This window comes from Pedobacter sp. KLB.chiD (assembly GCF_047040275.1).
GTDB lineage: Bacteria > Bacteroidota > Bacteroidia > Sphingobacteriales > Sphingobacteriaceae > Pedobacter.
The window spans coordinates 1,862,751-1,885,579 of sequence record NZ_CP178207.1 but is presented as its reverse complement, the minus strand read 5'-3'; the positions used below and the strand labels follow the sequence as shown (position 1 = coordinate 1,885,579).

Annotated in this window: 14 protein-coding genes; 5 read left to right on the top strand and 9 right to left on the bottom strand. The window is 38.7% G+C overall.

Annotated features, from left to right (window positions below; all coding sequences use genetic code 11):
* Positions 1-58: 58 nt before the first annotated feature.
* The 4 genes from ACK1I8_RS07500 to ACK1I8_RS07485 are packed head-to-tail and all read right to left on the bottom strand — an operon-like array spanning position 59 to position 2,376.
* Entirely contained in the window at positions 59-583 is a 525-nt protein-coding gene (locus ACK1I8_RS07500; RefSeq protein WP_412468711.1) for a hypothetical protein, read from the bottom strand.
* 18 nt (positions 584-601) lie between these two features.
* Positions 602-1,177, bottom strand: coding sequence for a conjugal transfer protein TraD (locus tag ACK1I8_RS07495; protein ID WP_412468710.1), 576 nt, complete (start codon positions 1,175-1,177; stop codon positions 602-604).
* Between the two features lie 2 nt (positions 1,178-1,179).
* On the bottom strand, positions 1,180-1,605 hold the full coding sequence (locus tag ACK1I8_RS07490) for a DUF3408 domain-containing protein (RefSeq protein ID WP_412468709.1): 426 nt from the start codon (positions 1,603-1,605) through the stop codon (positions 1,180-1,182).
* Positions 1,606-1,608: 3 nt separating this feature from the next.
* A complete protein-coding gene (locus tag ACK1I8_RS07485; RefSeq protein ID WP_412468708.1) occupies positions 1,609-2,376 on the bottom strand; it encodes a ParA family protein in 768 nt (255 codons plus the stop codon).
* Between the two features lie 659 nt (positions 2,377-3,035).
* On the opposite strand from ACK1I8_RS07485, the gene mobA reads away from it, so the two are divergent.
* Positions 3,036-3,479 carry a conjugal transfer protein MobA gene (gene mobA / locus ACK1I8_RS07480; RefSeq protein WP_412468707.1) on the top strand — a complete coding sequence of 148 codons (444 nt, stop codon included), beginning with the start codon at positions 3,036-3,038 and terminating at the stop codon, positions 3,477-3,479.
* Positions 3,476-4,756 (top strand): conjugal transfer protein MobB, encoded by a 1,281-nt coding sequence (mobB, locus tag ACK1I8_RS07475; RefSeq protein WP_412468706.1) that lies wholly within the window; start codon positions 3,476-3,478, stop codon positions 4,754-4,756. Before mobA ends, mobB begins: the two co-directional genes overlap by 4 nt.
* Positions 4,757-4,864: 108 nt before the next feature.
* On the opposite strand, the gene ACK1I8_RS07470 is transcribed toward mobB, so the two are convergent.
* Positions 4,865-6,157: a hypothetical protein gene (locus tag ACK1I8_RS07470; protein ID WP_412468705.1), complete on the bottom strand. Its 1,293-nt coding sequence runs from the start codon at positions 6,155-6,157 to the stop codon at positions 4,865-4,867.
* Positions 6,158-6,390: 233 nt separating this feature from the next.
* Between ACK1I8_RS07470 and mobC the strand changes: the two genes are divergently transcribed.
* Genes mobC through ACK1I8_RS07455 form a run of 3 tightly spaced genes read left to right on the top strand, consistent with a single transcriptional unit; the run spans position 6,391 to position 15,223 of the window.
* Entirely contained in the window at positions 6,391-8,394 is a 2,004-nt protein-coding gene (gene mobC / locus ACK1I8_RS07465) for a conjugal transfer protein MobC (protein ID WP_412468704.1), read from the top strand.
* A 32-nt stretch (positions 8,395-8,426) separates the two neighbouring features.
* Positions 8,427-14,363 carry a gliding motility-associated C-terminal domain-containing protein gene (locus ACK1I8_RS07460; protein ID WP_412468703.1) on the top strand — a complete coding sequence of 1,979 codons (5,937 nt, stop codon included), beginning with the start codon at positions 8,427-8,429 and terminating at the stop codon, positions 14,361-14,363.
* A complete protein-coding gene (locus tag ACK1I8_RS07455; RefSeq protein WP_412468702.1) occupies positions 14,360-15,223 on the top strand; it encodes a PorP/SprF family type IX secretion system membrane protein in 864 nt (287 codons plus the stop codon). The genes ACK1I8_RS07460 and ACK1I8_RS07455 overlap by 4 nt, the downstream gene beginning before the upstream one ends.
* A 58-nt stretch (positions 15,224-15,281) precedes the next feature.
* Here ACK1I8_RS07455 and ACK1I8_RS07450 read toward each other — a convergent pair whose 3' ends face one another.
* From ACK1I8_RS07450 to ACK1I8_RS07435, 4 genes are all read right to left on the bottom strand, one after another.
* The gene (locus ACK1I8_RS07450; RefSeq protein WP_412468701.1) at positions 15,282-16,469 is read right to left on the bottom strand and encodes a TlpA family protein disulfide reductase; all 1,188 of its coding nucleotides are present in this window, start codon (positions 16,467-16,469) and stop codon (positions 15,282-15,284) included.
* Between the two features lie 43 nt (positions 16,470-16,512).
* Positions 16,513-16,722, bottom strand: coding sequence for a hypothetical protein (locus tag ACK1I8_RS07445; RefSeq protein WP_412468700.1), 210 nt, complete (start codon positions 16,720-16,722; stop codon positions 16,513-16,515).
* A gap of 219 nt (positions 16,723-16,941) precedes the next feature.
* A complete protein-coding gene (locus ACK1I8_RS07440; protein WP_412468699.1) occupies positions 16,942-22,350 on the bottom strand; it encodes a helicase-related protein in 5,409 nt (1,802 codons plus the stop codon).
* A complete protein-coding gene (locus ACK1I8_RS07435; RefSeq protein WP_412468698.1) occupies positions 22,337-22,774 on the bottom strand; it encodes a DUF1896 domain-containing protein in 438 nt (145 codons plus the stop codon). Before ACK1I8_RS07435 ends, ACK1I8_RS07440 begins: the two co-directional genes overlap by 14 nt.
* Positions 22,775-22,829 lie beyond the last annotated feature (55 nt).

Below are 22,829 nucleotides of genomic sequence, written 5' to 3'. Positions count from 1 at the left end.
CAAAGCATTTTCGCCTTTTTCTTTATCACAAAGCGAATTGAGCAAAAAGATATAACTACTATATTTTTTTCCCTTTCCTTTTTTTCTTGGAGGCCTTCTCTTCTGTATTTGAATTATTGGAGGGCTTCTTCGTTGCGTCGTTTTTGTTGGATTCAATTAAATAGGCAACAAAAGTCTCTTTCCAGGGCACAATTTTGGCCGTAAAATTCAATCTCAGACCTGATGAAGGTAAGCCATCTTTTAAGTCAGCACCGATTTGGCGATTAAAGCCGAACGGGTCCATTGTGTATTGGTGAGGAAAACTTATCGCAATTAAGTCCTTCGGATACTCTGTGATCTGATCATCAAGTTCTACAAATTCACGCGTAATTGGATTGTAAGGAATAACGTATTTTTCAATACCATCATCAAAATAGTTTTCAATATCTGAGAAGAAAATTCCGTTAGAGAGGAAATCATCTTTTGGCCTCAGTTTGTCCATCCTTAGATCAACATAGAATGTATGTCCAGCAATATCAATGGTAGGTAACATGCCCTTTTTTACTCTTAGTTCGTACAACTGATCAATGTCTAAAGTTTCCATAATTAATTATTATTAAGTCTATAGATAATTTTGAATATTGAACTGATCTGGACTTTCTTTCACCTGGAGTTGCGTTGAGTGCAAAGTGCTATCCAGCAATTCGGCGATCCTTTTAGAAGCACCCTCAACGGAGCTTTCCAGCAAACTGAATAGTTCTGTTCCCTGAATTTTTTTTGCCGTAGCAAGCAACTGGTTATTTTGTACATTTTCATGGTGGTCACTCTGAACATAGTCAGTAAATGATTGTAACTCCTCGAAAGTAACGCCCTCTGCCAAACCAGCATCCTCAAAAAAATACGATTGATTACGCCACTCTTCTTCTTCTGCCTCAAAATCTACTACTGTACCTGCTTCCATCTCGCTTTCTGCTTCCGAAATCATACTATCCTCAGGCACTTCTTTATGGTTCTCTGGCACTGTTGGTTCCTCTTTATAATGGTTGTTCAGCGTCTTGGGAGGCCCCATGATATCATCTATGTCCTTTATGCGGTTTTCAGTTCCTTTATTTGGAATTTCATAATTTTTTCTATCAAACCGATCATGCAGTAGCAGAATGATTATCAGTAAAAGGCAGATCAATATTATTGTTTCCATGGTTAAAGAATGGGTTTGTATTTATCGTTAAATGATTTAATGATCTGTTCGCCAAATTCTTGGAAATGATGTTCCAATACATTGTCGATATAAGAATAAATGCTCAGCTTATCTTCACCGATCACATTTACAATCCTGGACAGCTTTTCATGAAATTCAGGCCTTATGTAAGCTGTTTTGCCATCTCTGGCATTAGTATCGGATTTTTTTAAAAATATCTTTTCATAATCTGCTGCCTGCTTTCTAATCTTAATTTTTTCTTTGCTAATGTTAGATGCTTCATTAGTTTTCTCTGTAAATTCTGCATCTTGTTCTTCTCCGACATCAGTAAGATCGCGGGCTACAGATAATCCTTCCTTTTTGACACCATCCACCATTAACTTCATCATCATTTCTTCGTTGATATTTTCGTTTTTCTTTGCACTCATAACTCATAGTTTGGTAATCTTTAAAAACTCTTTCACAAAAAGGTCTAATTGACAGTTTTTCATCAGCCGTTCTTCCGCTGGCAATAATGTAGATCGGAATACTTGTTTACTATCCAGTTCACTTTCTTTACGAAAACGCGTACTGTTTTTAATTTGGCTTTGCATCAGGCTTAATCCCAATTCTTCGATTAGCTGGCTATATACTGCGTAAAGTGGCGTACTCTCTCGTGCGTCCACCTGGTTCCAGAATAGATTAATGCTTTGAATACTCGTTTTGCCGCTTTTCATGATCACATCGTTTAGAAGTTGGCAAAAGATCAGTGTGCTTTCCATCACCACTCTATCAGCGGAAATTGGTGTAAAAATGTAATGCATGCCGGCCAATGCATTAAGGATTCCTACAGTATTAACTGTGCCGGGCAAATCAAAAAAGATGGCATCTGGTGTAACAGAAACTTCTTTTGCAAATTTATCCGCTTCGTCTAACGCTTCTTCTGCCTTACAATTCAAAATTGGATAAGCCTTTTTATTAATACTGGTAAACTGCTTGTATGCAAGTTTTTTAAGGTGCTCATTGCTCATTACTGAGGCGAGATCCCTATCCTTCATTTTTAAAATACTATGCTGGGGAAAATCAGCATCTATAATCGCTACGTTATAGCCGAGCCGGTAATGCATTAAGCTAGCAAGGAGTGTTGTGAATGTACTTTTTCCAACTCCTCCTTTTTGGGATGCAAAAGCAATGAAAGCTGTTTTTTTCTTGTTGCTCATATGGTTTGTTTTAATATTTTGCTTATCACTCGATTAAATCACTCCTTACAATTGAAAATATTCATTCGGGGCGATCCGCCGTGATAAATACGTACATATTAATAGGAGTACTTAAGTGCGTACATATCTTTTTACTGCTCTATCCATGTATTTACACACCTGTCTATATATGTGGGTAATAAATTACTGCCATACATGCCTGCGCGCTTATATATATTTTTAGCTATGTAAAAAGTTATGTAAGTGAAGCGGTACGTACATATTTACATCAGTACATCTGTGCCTCCCTACAAAGGAAAGTACTTACGTAAGAGCAAAAAGAAGCATGGCCTAGTTTGGCACCTGCTGACTGTTTTTGGCAAATTAAAATGTATTTACCTGTTGGTAATTAAGCTTTTACTTTGTACAGCAATTCGAGGGAAAGAAAGAGGTCAAACTCTGAATCTATGCGAGGGGCAATAAAAGTGGGGGTTGATCAAATTTCCCCATTTATTTAAACCCGGCCGCAGGCGGGTTCTTGTGTTCGCCAGAACACGGCAAGTTGTGTTTTGAGCTGCGCGAATTGAAATTCACTGCTCAAAACAACTTGCCCTGCTGGGAGCCAGGAAACGCCCTCCGAAGTCGGGGTTTCATGAGCTGAACCAAAAAAAGATGTAAAAATGAAACATGATAAAAAAGAACAAATAAACAAGGGTGGTAGAAAAAGAAAAATAGATCCCGCGATTTATCGGTATTCAATCTCCTTTAATGCTCAAGAGCATGCACGCTTCCTCTCACTTTTCGAAAACTCCGGAATGAAGGTTAAAGCTCGATTTATCATAGCATGTATTTTTTCACAGCCATTAAAGACCATAAGGATCGATAAAGGAACTATAGATTTTTATATGAGATTAACCTCGTTTCATAGTCAATTTCGTTCTGTTGGGGTAAATTATAATCAAATTGTTAAACTACTTTACCGCAATTTTTCAGATAAAAAAGCAGCAGCTTATTTATTTAAGCTTGAAAAGGAAACTGCGGAATTGGCTCACTTATGTAAGAAAGTATTGGAAATCGTTGAAGAGTTTGAAACAAAATATATAACTAATAATGATGCGCAATGATCGCCAAGATAAATAGAAGTTCTAATCTTTATGGCGCTTTAAAGTATAATATGGATAAAGTTGCAGCGAAAAAGGCAGAAGTCCTTTACACAAGCAGGATCATTGAAAATGGTTCCGGAAATTTTAGTATGAGTGATTTGATGAGATCATTTGAACCATACCTGATTGCTAATCAAAATACAGAAAAACCCACCTTGCATATTTCATTAAACCCCGATCCAAAAGATGTTCTCAATAACGAAACTTACGCTAAAATAGCAAAGGATTATATGGAGGAAATGGGCTACGGGGATCAGCCTTACGTAGTCTACAAACATACGGATATTGATAGAACGCACCTACATATCGTGACGATTGGAGTTGACGAACTGGGCAGAAAGATATCCGACTCCTACGAGAAAGTACGGTCAACCAAACTATGCCGGACCCTTGAAAAAGATTATGGTTTGCAAGTCGCGACCGATAAAGAATCCGTAAAAAATGAGAGGATTTTTCATCCTGTAGATTATAAGAAAGGTGATATTAAAAGTCAGATGTCTTCAGTCATTCGACATTTACCTAAATACTACCAGTTCCAAAGTTTAGGTGAATACAATGCGCTTCTGTCTTTATTTAATATTGCAGCTGAAAAAGTGGTGGCAATAAATGGTGGGATTGCCAGACAGGGCCTCATTTATTCGGCATTGGATGAATTAGGTAAGAAGACTGGTTTGCCAATAAAGGCATCTATTTTTGGAAAGCAAGCCGGTCTCCCCGCGCTTCAAATTCACTTTGACAAGAGCCAGCAAGATTTTAAAGGTGGTGATATTCGCAATCAGCTCAAAAAATCCGTGCAAGATGTACTATTAAAATGCAAAGATGAAAGAAGCTTTAAAAAAAAGTTAAGTGAAATTGGAATTAATTTGGTGGTACGTAGAAATGACGAAGGCAGAATTTATGGCATTACGTTCATTGATCATAAGTCGAAAACGGTGTGTAAGGGGTCACGGTTAGGTAAGGATTTCTCTGCAAATAGCTTTAATGATTTATGGAGTCAGGTCGGTAAAGATCACTCTATTCGCCACGTTCCAAGCAATGCGCATGATTTAAAAGATGATAAAGTTTTAGACACAATGCCTCATCCACTTTTTAGTTTTATAAATAATGTAAGCGGAGATGGGGAATCTTCTAGCTACGGGCTGGGCTCTATTTTGCCATTAGACCAATCTAATGATTATGAAGAATTGGCATTTGAGCATTTTATAAAAAAAAGAAGAAAGAAGCGCAAGAAAAAATGATAAGTGCGATCAGCATATCAAATCACAATTTAAAATAAATTATACCTTAACTTTTCAAGCTAAACATTTAAAATTTAAATTATATTAAAAACCAGTGGTGATCAAAATTTAACGCACAGTAAACTGGACCTGATATTCTTTAAGTGGATAGCCCTTCTGAGACTTAAAGCCATTTCCTGTAATTTTGAAATTATAGCTTTTTCCTGACTGTAATGAAAGCTTGACTTTAAACGACTTCATATCATCTGTAAAGCCAATAACATCGGTTAAAGGGAAATGTTCTCTACCCCCTTCGCCAAAAGAAATTGATACACCTTTACCCATTGGCTCAGAAAAGTTAAAAGTAAGCTCGCTTAGCGTTGCAGGCACATTTTGTTGTGAATTAATTGCAGGATATATGCTTAATATAGAGGGTTGAAGTTTTTCAAATTCATCCAATGATTGCTGCTTGTTAACTGATTTGTTGAAATATTTTGACTGATCAAGAAAAGCTACTACTTGCTGTTCATTGCTGTAGTCTAACTCTATTATGTTTTTGACAGCTTGTTTTTTGTTTGATTTTTGATCATAATAGGCCTTACAAATGGCATATCCAATATAGTATCCCAAATCAGGATGGGAGTTGTTAGTACCATTGTATAACCAAAGTGCAGTGGCCGTACTAAACATATCAATAGCGAATTTTCGCTTCAATTCCTTTTCATGTTGCCTTCCATATATTACATAGGTGTTAATATTTGGATTTTTTGTGACCAGTTCTGCTATAAAGTCTGCGGCACCTTCTCTTATACACTGTACGAGTACCGTATTTCCTCCTGATTTTTGTTGGGTATGTACATATTCATGAATATTTAGACCAACTAGGTTTGAACTTTGCTGGTTTTTAAAAACAGTTTTCAACCAATCACCAAGTTCCGAAGCGTCAGTTTTATAATCAGCGGTCGCTATTTCTGCGCCAACTAAAACCATATCACCTGTAGTGGTACCGCCCGAACTCAGCCCGCCAATCGTGAAGTACATTTTAGCCGGTCGCATTTCAGGATAGATTTTTTTTAATGTTTTGACACCAGTGGTAATCAAATTTACCTGCCCTTTCACCGATAAGGTGTTGGCCCTAATACTTTGCCAAAATTTGGGATATTTATTAATAAGTTCGACCCATAGCTTAGCGTCATAGTCTCTTGCTTGCATAAAAGCTTTTAGGCCCTCGGTACCTTTATCAACGTAGAGCTTTTGAACAAACTGCACTTGCTTCGTTATATCATTTGTCGATTGTACACTATCAACAGCCGTCCAAAACCGATCTATATCAGATGTATAAATAAAGGCATTTTTCTGATGCTGAGCTTGCAGGTAAAGAGGAAAAATAATGGTAATCGCTAAAATGTATAATTGTTTCATATTCAAGAATAAGACATTTCGTCAAGATAAATGTTACAGAAATCTTTGAGTGAGCTGTATTAACTATAAATGTATTAGCAGCTTTACCTAAAGCAGCTCGATTACGAAAAAAGCTATCAAACCTTATAAAAAATCAAATTGAAATGTACAGCCAAATAGCGCCAAAATAGGTTACTACTCAAAGACTTTTATACTATCAAAATATCTTCACCCGCATCTAAATTTTTAGAATTATGGGAGAAGACGACATACGTGGTTTGGCTAAAATTATGGCCTTTATGCGGGCAGTTAGCATCATTTTGGTGCTGATGCATTTCTATTGGTACTGCTACAGTGCTTTTGCAGACAAGGGATGGACAATAGAAGTAATCAATAAAATTTTGACCAATTTTCAAAGAACAGCTGGTTTATTTTCCCATACGATTTATTCAAAGGCTTTTGCATTTATTCTATTGGCTTTAAGTTGTTTTGGAACCAAAGGTGTGAAGAATGAAAAAATTACCCGGACAAAAATAAATCTTGTTCTAACTGTAGGGTTCATTTTCTATTTTTTGAATACCCCCTTGTTACGATTAACTCCAGAGACGGGTTTCTTTCTATACATTCTTACTACCAGCTTTGGATACATATCGCTGATGGTGGGAGGAATTTGGTTAAGTCGACTTTTGAAGAATAATTTGATGGAAGATGTATTTAACAACGAAAACGAAAGTTTCCAGCAAGAAACCAAACTGATGCAGAATGAATATTCCGTCAACCTGCCAACCAAATTTTATTACAAAGGAAAATGGAATGATGGCTGGATCAACGTTGTGAACCCATTTCGCGCCACCATCGTGCTGGGAACTCCCGGTTCAGGAAAATCATATGCCATTGTCAACAACTACATCAAGCAGCATATCGAAAAGGGTTTTGCGATGTACATCTACGATTTTAAGTTTGATGATCTCTCAACCATTGCTTACAACCACTTATTAAAACACGCTGATAAGTATAGGGTAAAACCCAAGTTTTATGTGATTAATTTTGATGATCCCAGGAAAAGTCATCGCTGTAACCCATTGAACCCGGAATTCATGACGGATATATCTGATGCCTACGAAGCCTCGTATACCATCATGCTCAACCTTAACAGGACCTGGATACAGAAACAAGGGGATTTTTTTGTGGAGTCCCCAATTATTCTATTGGCCTCCATTATCTGGTTCCTTAAAATATACGACAGCGGAAAATATTGTACGTTTCCCCATGCCATCGAACTGCTCAACAAAAAATACGCCGACGTTTTCACGATTCTGACTTCCTATCCTGAACTGGAAAATTACCTATCTCCGTTCATGGATGCATGGGAAGGCGGCGCCCAGGACCAGTTGCAGGGACAGATTGCATCGGCAAAAATTCCGCTGTCCAGGATGATCTCGCCACAGCTGTATTGGGTAATGACGGGCGATGATTTCTCCCTCGACATTAACAATCCTAAAGAACCCAAGATCCTATGTGTGGGCAACAATCCAGATCGTCAAAACATATATTCCGCTGCGCTCGGACTTTATAATTCCCGGATCGTTAAACTCATCAATAAAAAGGGCCAGCTCCAAAGTTCCATTGTCATCGACGAGTTGCCCACAATCTATTTTAGAAATTTGGATTACATCAGTACAGCACGGAGCAATAGGATTTCGTCACTTTTCGGCATCCAAGACTATTCGCAGTTAACGCGGGATTACGGCGATAAAGAAAGTAAGGTAATACAAAATCTGGTCGGTAATATTTTTAGTGGTCAGGTGGTGGGTGAAACGGCTAAGAGCCTTTCAGAACGTTTTGGAAAGGTATTGCAGAAACGTCAGAGTATGACCATTAACCGTAATGACAAATCTACCTCCATATCCACGCAATTGGATACTTTGATACCTGCATCTAAAATATCTACGCTTACACAAGGCATGTTTGTGGGTGCGGTTACCGATAATTTCGACGAGCGAATAGAGCAAAAGATCTTCCACGCTGAAATCGTAGTAGATAATGAAAAGGTTGCTGAAGAAACGAAAGCCTACAAAAAAATTCCTGAGATCTTGTCCTTTATTGATGAAAATGGACACGACAATATGAAGGACGTGATTAATAGAAACTATCGGCAGGTTAAGGCCGATATTCTTCTGATCATCAATAAGGAAATGGAGAGGATACATGCTGACCCTGACCTGCAACACCTCACCCGTAAAAATAACCCATTTTAAATCATTTAATATTTAATCTTAATTTTTTTCTTATGAAATTAACATTTTTCAGCGGTGGTCTTCTACCGCCGATAGGCAGCCGTAGACGGCTGCCTATCTTATTCCTATTTATTTGCTCCCTTTTGTCAATCCACCCAGTTTTTGCCAATGAGCTATACTGGGTAGGCGGAAACGGCAATTGGAGTGATCTTAATCATTGGTCGTTAACTTCAGGTAATAGTGGAGGTATACTTTCACCAAGTATTCCGCAGGCAGGTGATCAGATAAACTTTGATGCAAATTCAGGGTTTTTACCAGGGAAAGGAGAAATCATTGTCAATCTTGAGGCAAATTGCAAAAACATTAAGATCACCTCTGGTCCTATACTTTTATTTAGTGGTAATCCCATCAATGTTTATGGGTCGGCTAACTTCCAGACCGGAACGGTAATCAATAATAACCTCTATTTTAAAGGAGAAGGAATAGAACAGATTTCTTTTAATAATGGGGTTTCCGGCAATGGGAAGTTTTTTTTTATAGGTACAGGATTCTATAAAATTTCAGGAAAGCTTAATAGTACAGGTGCTATCTATTTTCTTCAGGGCCGCCTTGATTTCGGTTCCAGTGAGATAATTACAAACTTTTTTGACGAAGGTGGGTGCTGTGGTTTGGTTCCTTTTAGCGCTACAGCTGATAGAAGCCTTAACCTTGGTTCTGCAAAAATTATTTTAAACGGGCGTAATTCTCAATCAAACTCAGAATCTCCTACTTGGGCTTATACTGGCAAGGATTTGCAAAGTGGAACATCGGAGATCATAATTAGTACAAGTATTAAAGACAGTTATGCCGTACGATTTTTAGCGAGGGAAAATCATCAATATAATCATTTAAGTTTTACCAGTCCAGAAGCAGGCCCAATTAATTCGACACCATACCAATGGTATCAGGTTGAGGGGAAATGCGGCTTTCAAAAGCTTTCATTCGCCAGTGACGGATATATTGCTTCCGGTATAACCGTTGATACCTTAGATCTGGCGAAATCCAGACAATATTATTTTTACGGCACACAGAGATTAGGTGTTATTCTTAATGCGACGGAGGTCTGCGATCCTGTTTGGAGTATGACAGGAATTGGAGGTCTTCAGGCCAAAATTTTAATTACAAAGCCCATAACCCTTAAAAATGCAAGATTAAGCTACATCAACATAGTAGGCAATCTCATGATGATATTGAATGGCATTGATGGAGGCAACAATAATGGCGCTTCGTTTTCCGGCACGTCCAGAAATCTTTATTGGATCAATGGCGGCGGAAACTGGCATGACCCGCTACATTGGACAACTAATCAAGACGGTACTCCATCGGGAGGCTGCCTACCTTCTCGATACGATAATGTTTTTTTTAGTTCTTATTCCGGGGATATTAGTGCTGCTAAACCTGTTAACATTGCCAAAGAAAATGCGGAATGTTCTTCCATTACATGGAATGGTGTAAATGGTATCCCCGCCTTTATTTCAGGACCACAATATGGATTAGAGATTTTTGGTTCTAGTACCTGGCAAAAAGATATGATTTATCAAATTTCAAACACCAAGTACAAGGGAACGGAGAACCTTTCTATTATCAGGTCGAACGGCGTATATATACATGGTAATACTGAACTTTCATCTGGCGGAAAATGGATATTGGGAGATTCCTTTCTCTCGGATGGAGATCTGGTTTTCTTAAGCGGAACATTCAATACAGGCGGCCATGATATGTCTATTAGAAATTTTGGCGGTACCGGAAAAGCAATTGGCAGGCGATCTTTAAATATATCTAATTCTTCGATCAAAGTGAATGGCGATTGGGAATTTATTAATCCTATAGACTCTTTACTTGAACTTGATGCGAATAAAAGCATTATTCTCATGCTTGCTAAAGATGCCTATTTCCGGTTTAATGCTGGACATACTTATGCAGCAGTGAATTTTGAAAATAAGAGTGGAACTGCTTCGCTCTTAGCAGAACTGTACGGTTCTCATCAGCCGTGCCTGTTTGACACCATTCGTTTCAAAAGTAGTGCTGCAATCAACGCGGCAGGCAGCACTACTCCACTGCATATAAACAACCTCTTTTTTTCATCCGGAAATGAATATACTATCGGGACCGAAATGTCTATTAATGTACAGAATTTAGGCATGAATGATAATGTTTGCAACGGAATGGGAGCGGTACATTCTAGTATGCCTGGAACACAAGCAAAACTTGCCCTTTCAAATGATCAAAGCCTTTCAAAGTTTAAGGTAACTGACATCCACTCTACAGATAAACAATTAGTGGTAATTGACGGAGTAAATGGTGGAAATAATACCAATGTAAGGATTGAAGGAGCTACCGGAAAGATCTTATTCTGGATTGGCGGCGATGGTTATTGGAGTGATCTACAGCATTGGACTTATGACTCGACAGGTAAAGCAGCTACCGTGAGCTGCCTGCCAACAGTCCTTGACCATGTCAATTTTAATAAATACTCTGGAAAGAATTATCTTGTAAAATTGGATGTTCCTGCCGTTTGTGCAGATATGATCTGGACTGAGGTAAATAATAGCCAACCCGGAATTTCAGGAAATTCCCTCGCAATTAGCGGTTCTTTAACCTTACAGGAGGGAATGAGCTTTGATGTTCAACGATTAGAATTTGTTGGTAAAGGTGAAAAATTCTTAAAGACAAACAATGTTGTATTAGGCTATACGCAAACTAATCGATCAGATCGTGGATTGTTCTTTAACGAAAAGGATGGTGTATGGATATTGAATGACTCACTAAAGGTCAAAAATATTGGCATCATGAACGGCACATTGATAACAAATGGTCATAATATCTTCGCCGAAAACTGGGTGAGCGAAGGAACAGATGGTATCAAAAAAACAAAACTAATCCTTGGCAATTCTTTAGTAACGATTGATGGTTATTGGGATGCAAGCAGTATTGACTCACTTGCGGCCGGAAGCAGCACACTATATCTTACCGGAATCTTACCAAAAAACAACGGATCAGGAAATGGTTTATATACTAACCAGTTACGATCTGTACCGGGTCATGCTTATTTCAACGTGAAATTTACCAATCCGGCAATCGAAGCAAGGCTGCTTTGCGACGACCCTCGAAAAGGCTATATTTTCAGGCAAATATCCTTTTCCGGAGAAACTTATCTTAATTGCAGCAATCAATTCAATTCGTTAACCACCGGGCACAACGTTCACTTAATTTCAGGTTCAACTCAACTGATTGATAAATGGATCACAACCAGCAATTGCCAGCAATGGGATCTCGATAACAATTGCATGTCAACAGGTGATGGCTGCAAGCAAACCGCTAAAGCGAAAGTGATCTGCAATGCACAAATCACTTTAAACAATGTTAGAATAAGTGGCATCGAAATATCTGGGAGAGCAGGTCACACTGCATTTGGCTCGGATATGGGCAATAACAGCGGTTGGACGTTTTTGCCGATTAACGGAAGAAATCTATACTGGATCGGTGGAGCCGGAGATTATTCTGCTGCAGACCACTGGACAACGAATAGTGATGGAACAGCATCGGGAAACCTTTGTTCGCCTGGAAGGTATGATAATGTTATCTTCAACGAGTACTCGGGAGAAAATTTACATATCACCGTTGAGGGGTTAGCTGAATGCCATGATATGACGTGGATAAATGCGCCCGGAAATCCGGTTTTCCAAGGACTTATACACTGTTATGGCTCCCTAAGCATGCAACCATCCTTAATCCATAACGGAGGGATCACCTTTTTATCTTCAGGTTCAGAAATTATTCAAACCCGGGGCGCGATTGTGGCTAGTAATTTCGACATCAATTTTAGTGGCGGTGGCAAATACCTTCTACTCGATGATTTTTCTGCTAACTCACATATCAATTTAATAAGAGGAGAACTTAACACTAATGACAAGATAGTAAGAGCACTATCGCTCAATGGCATAGAAAGTACACCGGAAGATATGGGAAAGATTTCGCTTATTCTTGGTGATTCCAAAATTTATCTCTCATATTACAACAGCGGTTGGCAATACACTGGCGCATTGAACGCTGGAACCAGCCACATCTATCTAATCGGCAATGCCAATATATTCAAAACAAAAGATGGCGCAAAATATCACTATGTAAGCTTTGACACTAACCCTAATACACCCAATAATATATTTGGAAGTTTTATTGTCGACACACTGACATTTGCAAGAAACAACAGCAGTTACCAGTTGGAATCTCTGAAGACTATTACCATCAATAAAAAACTATTGGCGAGTGGAAACCCATGCGGTACAGTGTACATAACGTCATCAAATTCAAACGAAAGAAGCAACCTTAAACTACTGGGCGCCGATACCACTTATAACTTCATTGCACTTGGCCATATAAATGCGATCGGCAAAAAATTACTGATACTAAGTCAGAGTACTGATCTGGGAAACAATAGCAATATAATTTTTTCTCCCAAAACCGAAGCAGGTATTGGTCTACTGGGTCTTGATAAAACAGTTTGTCACTTGCAATTCCCATTACAACTAAACGCCAAATCTTTTTTACCAGATCAATATACCAGGATCGAATGGAAAGATGTAAAAAAGAATTCTATTATAGGGAATAGTATTGATGTAGCATTACATGATCCCGGTATTTATTCTATCACCGTGACATACGGTGAATATTGTGAGGTTAGAGATACTATTAACTTGTTTCTTGATTCAGTAGGTTTGTTTGCCCAAAACATTAAGATAAAGCAACCTGGATGTATTGATGCTTATGGCTCGGTTGAGCTTCCAGCAGGATTTTTATATAGTATTAATGGATCGCAATTCTCAGATACTACTCTTTACCGGCTCCCGGCAGGAAAGCATTTTGTTCTTGCTAAAAGCAAAAATGATTGTATAAGTGACACAGTGCATATAGTTATCAATCCGCAGCAGTTGATGCCACGAGCTTCAATACGCTATCCTGAAACCGTAGTTATGGCGACAGGAAAATTGCACGTCAATTTCTCGGGGACAAAGGGCGGCAAATATTCAGCCATACCTAATGGTTTATCTGTTGATTCTTTAACAGGGACTATTGATCTTTCAGCCAGTGAGCCTGGTAAGGTTTATACCATAAGCTACAGTGTGGGTGATGGCGACTGTACTACCAAAGATAGCACTACCCTCCGCATAAAATTTACAGCAACTACAATCCAATATCCACTCCTCGACTATTGTGCAAACGGTTCTTTGGGGATCAATACAGATGGAATTCAAGGAGGTGTCTACATAGCTAGCCCATCCGGACTTGAAATAGACTCAAAATCTGGATTCGTTAATCTTACCAAAAGTTTACCTGGCCAGTATGAGGTTAGGTATAATTACATGGATGGAACTCGTGACCTAAGTGTATCTACCTACATTAAGGTCAATCCTTTACCAGCTGTAAAAATTAATGCTGATAAGACGATGCTGATAGAAGGCGCTAGTTTAGAACTTTCCGCAAGCGGTGGCTTAAATTATCAATGGATTGGGAATGAAATCCTTTCACCCACCGATCAATCATCAATAACAGTTCGGCCTTCCAGCACAACAACTTATCGTGTTATTGCCACCAACAAAGAGGGATGTTCTCAGGCGGAGGAGATAACTATCGATGTACGACAGCCACTTCCAGCTGTTCCGAATAATGTAGTTACACCAAACGGAGATGGTAAAAATGATTACTGGGTGATTGCAAACATTATGGATTACCCTAATAATAATGTTAAAATTTTCGATCGTGCCGGAAGATTAATCTACTCTAAGAAATCTTACCATAATGACTGGGACGGTCGGCTTAATGGCCTTATCCTAAACGAGGATGCATATATCTATGTACTTGACCTTGGCAATGGAACAGCTATAATAAGAGGAACAGTCTCTATTGTGCTGGATAATACAACAAACAGTAACCCTCTAAAAATGCAGCGATGAAAACTCTGAAAATCATACTTATGCTATGTAGCATCCAAACATTGGCTTTTTCCCAGCTTAATCCTAGCGCCACCATATATTATTTAAACCCTTATTTGGCAAATCCTGCCTATGCTGGTAATCAATTAGGTTGGCAGGCAAATTTATCTTACAAAGCCCAATGGACAGCAATTCCCCAAGCGCCTTCTCAACAATACCTTTCTTGTACTTATGGTACTTCCAGGAAAATTGGTTTGGGTTTAAATCTTTTTAGGGAGACATATGGCGTATTTGACCGCACCAATATAAAGCTTTCTTATGCGTACCAGCTGCCATTGGATGACGAAGAAACATTTCTTGATTTTGGTATTTCCGGGAGCGTCAAAAATAACAGCATTAATTACAAAAAAGTGATTGCAGAAGAAGGAGACCAGACTTTGCTAAATTATAATAATAGGCGTTGGTCTGCCGATGGTGATGCAGGTTTGGTCGTTAGGAATGCTCTCTACAAGTTTGCAGTCAGTATTTCAGATGTCCGTGGTTACATCCGGAACCAAACGGAGCCATATGCCGATCGACCGGGACTGTTAATGTCAGTTCAGGGAAACTTTGAAAATTACAATGTAGTATTTACACCCCTTATAATGTATAGCCAGGTACGGAATTTCCGGGATATTTATCATATCGGATTACAAGGAAACACAGATAATGGAAAGTTTAATGCTGGTGTTATATATCATTCTACAAAAAGTATAACATTTTCCATTGGTACCCAGTATATGGACCGGTTAGGTATATCCGCTTTTTATACCAGCGGTACTTCTACCTTTAAGGAATACAGTAATGGGGAATTTGAATTCGCTTTAAAATTGAAGTGGTAAGGAATGAAATTAAGATGAGATCAATGGATCTCATCTTAATGCTGAAAAATAAAATATATTATTCACCTGGAAACTCTTCAAGTTTTTTTCTAAGCTGTTCTCCCCGTAAGTTAGTGGCAACAATTTTACCTTGTGCATCAAGAAGAAAATTCATTGGTATTGCAACTACCTTCAATGTACGGGCTAGGCCGCTAAAGTCATCACCATTAAACAGATTTGACAACATCTGCATTTTATCATCCGAAATAGCCTTCAACCACTTTTCCTTGTCTTTTTCCGCATCTAAGGAAATGGTGATCACATTGAAACCTTTATTATGAAAGTGTTTGTATGCATTTACAACATTAGGAATTTCTGCCCTACAAGGACCACACCAGGTCGCCCAGAAGTCAACCAGAGTATATTTGCCTAACAATTCATCTCCAGATTGTTTTACACCATTCGCATCAGGCAATATGAATTTAGGAAATGTTTGCCCGACCACATAAGCGGGCTCTGCCATGAGCTCTTCCATTTTTAGCTTATCACTAATGTCTTGATAAAGGTTTCTTCCATATTGTGAGTTGCGAACTTCTTTTGGAAATAAACTAAAAGCTTCCAAAACCTCTTTCCCTGAAATACCCTTATCATACACAATTGAACTAAAGTTTAAAAGGGAAACTTCGTCAGGGTATGCTTTAACCAACTTGATAAAGTCTCGCATGGCCGATGTAAATAGTTCGGCTCCCAGGCGATCAATTTTATCGTTTTTTGTATCATTGCTTTCATTAGTCATGCGGATCGATTTAAATAGACTATCACGTGTATTTCGGTAAAGAGACAATCGATTTAAATAAAGATTCTGTACGAAGTTCTGACCTTTAGCTTTAATGGTGAACACTTTTGCGTCAGTATCATAGGTTAAAAAGATTTTTTCCTCGGCGATAACAGTGCAATTGTAATGTTTCCTTTTCGAGATCATTCGCCTTCGTTCTATTTCGTTTACGCTTAATGAATCAGGTATAAGTAGAACATTGATGGTTGGCAAAGCCCCAAAACGATTATAATCAGAAATCTCCCCTTTCAGAATAAATGCATTATTAACGATTGGAACTATTTGAATAAGGCTGTCATCTATGCTGTTAAACGCATAAGCAAATTTCAGATTTTCTTTCCCTGTTATTCTTCCAGTAATCTGAAATACTTTAGCTGAAATAGAGTTGATTAAAAACAATTGTATTAAAAATACTCTGAAGAAAATATTCATATAAAAAAATAAGAGCGGTATGAATTACCGCTCGGTCAAAATCTTAAGTTGCTGGTTGAGTTGCTTTATCACAGCCATCAGCTTTATCCTTATTCTGCGCAGGCGTATGAGTGCTTGAATCCCAACCGGCCATACATACATTAAACTGGCAGTTTTGGAGTTCTGCACCGGTCTTGTTGGCGCAAGGGTCTTTCGATACTCCTCCTTGTACAGCCCTTAGCTGCATTCTACTTAAATGAGTTGCGTTTTTCATGATAAAAATTGCTTATTAGTTTTGTCCTGTCCGCCAGACTATGTGCAATACCAGTAACGCTGGTATTCGTAATACTATTTATTTACTTTAATAGTAATGGCTAATTTAAAAATTAAATCCATCATTCTGACAACAAGGGAGATGTATTTAAAAAATCATCTAAATTTTAATAGTTGTTAAAATTTACCCTAAGTTCTAAGCTTTATTTACATAAGATCGTCAGAGAATCCCGCCAGGTAGATGTATACCCTTTACAGGGACGATAGGATTAGTGATATGTCCTATAGACTTCTCTGGAATCTTTTTTTCATTTTCCAGAGTACCTCTATCTGGTACGATCGATAATTGTATTTTTCTTTCTATGGATGCCAATTCAATTTTCAGGCTGTTTAAGATATTTTCTTTCTTCCAAACCCCCTCAACAACATCCTTAAGAACAGGTATGTCTTTTTCCAGATCCTTTATATTCATTTCCTCTTGGTCTATTAATCCAGGTAATTTTTGAAGTGCATTTATAAAATTCATGGATGCCGTTTTTGGATCACTGGCCATCTTACCATTGTTAAATGTATACTTTATATTACCTTCACCCTGCACAAAGAAGCGGTTTTCGCGCTCAGTTGCATCTTTTTCTGTTTCTTGAATTTCTGTTTTAACTAATAATGTAAAACCATATAGTGAACCAATTTCTTTATACTCGCCATTGGTCCGAGCATTTTGAGCTATATTATTCAACTTTACACCTATTTGTTTAACATCTGCATTATCCGGCATATCATATAGCTGAATCAGATTTAGTACTTCTCCTTCCTTATTTTTTTGAATACGTTTGTTAAGGTTTTCATAGTCCGTAACGAAGCGATTATAGCGGCTTTTCAAGCTGGTAAGTCTCGCAAGAGTATCTTTGAGCTTGTACTGGGAAGAAAATTTGGAACGTCGATGCGCCTGCCGCTCACTTTCAAGTGCAGCAATTTGCTTCTCTAATTTCGCTTTTTCTAAAAGGTCAGTATTACCGGACAATATTGCTACATACTCGGAGAAATTCATTCCTGTTTTTTCATCCATACTACCCTCATCAATGGTCCGTTTTCCCAGATCATTACTTTTAAGCTGTCCATTAAATAGCTGCTTGGTATATAGGGTATTAAATTTATAGCTATCAAGAGATTTTTCAACTGCGTAGATAAAAACATCTACTTTATTACCTGCAAAATGTTTAGCAATCTCATTACCTGTACGGATTCCCCTGCCGTTCCGCTGTGCCAGATCGCTTGGTCTCCACGGAATGTCCAGATGATGAATTGCTACTGCCCGCTTTTGGGCATTAACGCCCGTACCCAGCATTTCAGTTGAACCAAAAAGCACTCTAATCCTGCCTTCATTTACATCTTTAAAAAGCTTCTTCCGTTGCTCTTCATTCTTCGCCTCCTGAATAAACCTGATTTCATGTGCGGGTATACCATGATCCTGTACAAGTTTTCGTTTTATTTCCGAATAAATATTCCATTCACCAGGTTTATAAGTCCCAAGATCTGAGAAAACGAATTGAGTTCCTTTTTGGGCGTTAAATTTTTGATAATATCGAGCAACGTTTGCTGCACAATGTGAAGCTTTGTTATCAGGATGATCCTCATATTTCCTGCTAATCATGCGCATGTCCAAAGACATTTTTCTTGCGTAGTCTGTGGCGATCAGCATTTTAGCCTTTTCCTCAGTTCTGCTTAAGGGCGCTCGGCCCAGCAATTCAGCATTGCCGGTTTTTGCGAACTCCATTAAATTTTTGATAAACGCTTCCTGGTCGGGCGTGGGAGGGATATTATAAAGGATCTCGTTCTTTTCTGGGCGGTCCAGACCGATATCTTCTGCTGTTCGGTAATCTGTAATCTCAGCGTAAAACTGCGCAAGCTCTGGAACTTTTATAAAGTACCGAAATCTTTCCTTTGCAATGATATTGTTGGCTACCGAAAACTCGTAATCTACCGTTTTCCTTGCATAAATCGCGGCCCATGCATCAAAACAGTTTATACCTTGCTTTTTCATTGCGATCGGGCGCAGGTATTTAAACAAAAGGTAAAGTTCGGTTAACGAATTGCTTATTGTTGTTCCAGAAAGAAATGTTGCACCTAAATCTTTCCCCGTCCTTTCCTGAATGGTTCTGATGGCAAATAGAAGATTCATCGCCTTTTGGCTACCTGCAACGTTACCCAAACCTGCTACACGTTCGTGCCTGGTGTTGAATGTTAGATTTTTAAATTTATGGCTCTCATCAACCAGAAGATGGTCAATGCACATCATCTTATAGTCCACTGTATCATCCTTCCGATTTATGATATCATCTTCCAGTATTTTCAGTTTAACCTCTAAATTTTGCTTTCTTACAATAACACCTTTAAGCATGGCCTTTGTAACATCCTTACCATCGCGCTGGATAACAGTAAGGTTCTCTTCTACTGTTTTGAGTTCTTCCCCTAAAATTTGCTTTTGCATTTCTGGCGATTGAGGAATCATACCAAATTGATCATGAGTTAAGATAATGCAATCCCAATCATTATTCTTGATCTCACCGAAAATGCGTAACCGCTTCTTTGGTGTAAAGTCTTGTTTTCCAGGATATAAAATCTTAGCGTGTGGGTATGCGGTACGATAGGTCTGCGCAATGTCATGAACATTAGCTTTTAAGGCGATAATCATAGGCTTGTGTGCGAGCCCGAGGCGTTTCATTTCTTGGGACGCGACACACATAATAAGTGTTTTACCTGCACCAACTTCATGATCGCAGATCGCGCCACCGTTCAGTTTGATCATCCAGACCGCATCTTTCTGGCTGGGGTACAGATCTACAATACCTAGCGCTCTCCGGTCAAGGCCGGGAAACTCCTGGTGACTACCATCATACTTAGGCCTCACGAAGCAATTGAAGATATCATTGTACTGGTCGGTTAGTTTCTTTTTAAAACTGTCATCCTGGGCAAATAACCACTCGCTAAACTCTTTTCGGATTTCGTCAATTTTTGTATTGGCAATTTGAATGGCTTCCATATCGCGCACCTTCACTTCTTTGCCTTCTACATCAATCTTTTTAGTGATCTCAGGTGTAGTGTTGACTAGTGCATGCTTAAGAAGCGACAGACCATCGAAAGTCCTGCTCTCTGATTTTACAGCATATTTCTCGGCAATATGAATGTTTCTACGATCACATTGGATCGAGAAATCATCTGAACTTTCTGTGTAGTGGATGCTAATATTTGCCTTTAAAAGATCTGAAGCAAATCGATTATACACGTCGTTGCTGATCCAGCGCTCACCAAAATTAAAATCCAGTTCCTCAAACTCTATTCGACGAGGACGGGCATCCTCTAGTACCTGAAGACTTTCCAAAGCCTCCTTGTCAGCTGGTGTTTTAGATACATACGAACGCAATTCCTCCGCTTTTTCAACAACATTACCGGAGATCCATAATTCAGCGATTTCGTATCGTTTTAATAAAGGATTATAGAAAATACGGCCTTTTAGTGCTTCTTTTAAATCATCGGTAGTCTTTCCGCTGATTTCGCTCATATAGCTCAGATCTACACCACCATATTTATTCAAGGATGCCGCTAATGCTTCATCAGGCTTTTCGGTACCAACTGTTACAGTGGAGAAACTTACGGGATGATTAAATATATCGGATTTATGTATTACACCACCAATAACACGTTCCAAATATGGAATTTCTTTACCAGCACTATCAGTTCTGACAAGTTTAATATTTTCTTTACTATTGAGGTTACCATATTTTTTTACAAACTCATCATAGAGCAGATTTAAGGAGGCTCGTTTCCCTTCATCTTCGATCTGGTGCTGCGCTTCTGTGTAATAAAGTTGTTGGTAAACATCGCGCAGTTTTATATACGCTTCGGCTCTTTCTTTTTGCGATTGAGGTATTTGCAAAGCGTGAAAAGTAGCCTTTCCATTGGCCAAATCTACATTTTGTAAGTAGCCTACCCAACCATAATTTACTACCAGGCACCCATTTCGGTGGAAAAATTGCAGCTCGCCGCTGTAGGGCGAAGGATTAGGAATGATATCCGTAATGGATTCTTGTGCAGGCATTTCAACCTTCTGAAAATCTAAAAACAGATCGCCTATAGTTCCATTTTTATCATCATTTACTGAACTATTTTCAACCGATTTTTTATTTATTTGCAATTGCTCGCGGTTTTCCTCCGTTACGGCACTAAATAGGTCTGGATATTGAAGTTTGGCTGGTTTAATTTTTTTCTTGGGTTGCTTTCTAGCTTCAGCTTGGCGGCCAGATGTGCGCGAAATTCCGTCAGCGTCAGCCGTATTACCGAAAAGATCAAATATGGTGAGTTGCCTTACTTCAGCATTTTTAGCCGGGGTTGGCGAAGATAATGGTGCAGTAGGTTTATTAGACCTAAATTCGATAGCATTTGAAATAGATTGACCAATCGCTAAAGCCTGGTTGGTCATGTTTAGATTATACAATTTCAGATCAATGTATTTTTCAAAGTCTTCTGAAAGCATTACAGCAATATCTTTAGCAATACCCGCCACGCCCTCACCGTGGGTATAAATTACTGAAGGTTGACCGTACGGATCGGTACCCAATTTGCTTTGCGTGTGTACGATTCTTTTGCTATTCTGAAATAGCGCATTACCGGGGGTCAGGAACTCTGTAGTCAGACTTTGGCAAAACAAATCTTCCCTGTCGGTCAAACCGTTTTTCGTTGAGTTCTTTTGCAGAACAACTAAATCGCTACCCACTTCTGTACCGGCATACTCCGTGAAAAGGTTGTTTGGCAATCGAATGGCCGAAATCAGGCTATGATCCTGCATCAATGCCTGCCGTATAAATTCGTTCTTTCGGCTATTAAGAATACCCTGTGAGGTAATATAAACTAATATACCACCTTCCCTCAGCATGTTACTGCCTTTCAAAAAAAAGTAATTATGAATGCTCCGTGCCGCCTGTGCTTTTACACGATCGTTGCTTCTCCTATATGATAGGTCAAATACAGAAGTATCTCCGAAAGGTATGTTACTAGCGACTACATCATAGCTACTATTTTCCTTTTCGGGTATTTCCTCAAAACCACTAATCCTTAAATCGCAATCCGGATAAAGGTGTTTTAAAATCTTGCCTGTTAGTAAATCCTTTTCAAATGCTGTTGTGTCTAACTTTTGCTTATGTGTGAATGACTCAATAAATGACCCGATACCTGCTGAGGGTTCTATAAGCTTATGTATGGTCAGACCATGCTTAAAAAAAGTTGCCGAAATAGCATCAATAACCTGTCTTGGGGTATAAAAAGCTGTCAAGACCGAGCTTTTCACGCTATCAACATACTGCTGATATTGCTTTTCGTCATCTGAGTTTGCTTTAAGTAGCTTGTGAAGTTCCTGTGTTATTGGAAAAAGTTCATGTTCGCTCTTTCTCCAATGATTAATGTCAATTTCATTTGAGATTGGGTTAAGAATAAATTTTAAACCTCCAAACCCGCAGTACTTCATCATTGACAGCCTTTCCTCCGCAGTGGGTGCTCTATTATTTTTTTCCAGGGCAAAAGCTATCTGTAACGCTTCAATATTTTGACGAAGATGCAGCCGTTTATTGAAGGCCATTTTCTTCGATCCATAATGCGATAGTGCCTGTTATCTCGGTATATAATGCATCATACTCATATCCATAGGCAAAATCATCGGTAAGTTCATAGTTATTAAAAACAGCTTCACAATATGGAAATACCTTAATCGCAAATGGGCGCAGTTCCTCATCAGCCATCAGCATATCAAATTCATTGATCACAACTTGAAAAACGGTATCGAACTTCGAGAATCGTAACCCTTGAAACAGTATGTAGTTAGCTATTTCATTGCTTTGCTCAATGGTATTTCCTGATTGCAATGCCCCCTCATAGACCTCCGCAGCCCAAGACGCACGTTGGTCGATAAATTTCCGGTCATTTGCCTTCTCTGGAAAGCTGTTGTTTAGATGATCCTGTAGTAGTAATCGATAATATGAAAGGTCTTGAAGTTTTGTAGACATAATGTATTTGTTTAGATGGTTTTATTAAATTTTGAAAATAGGGAAGTAAGTAAAG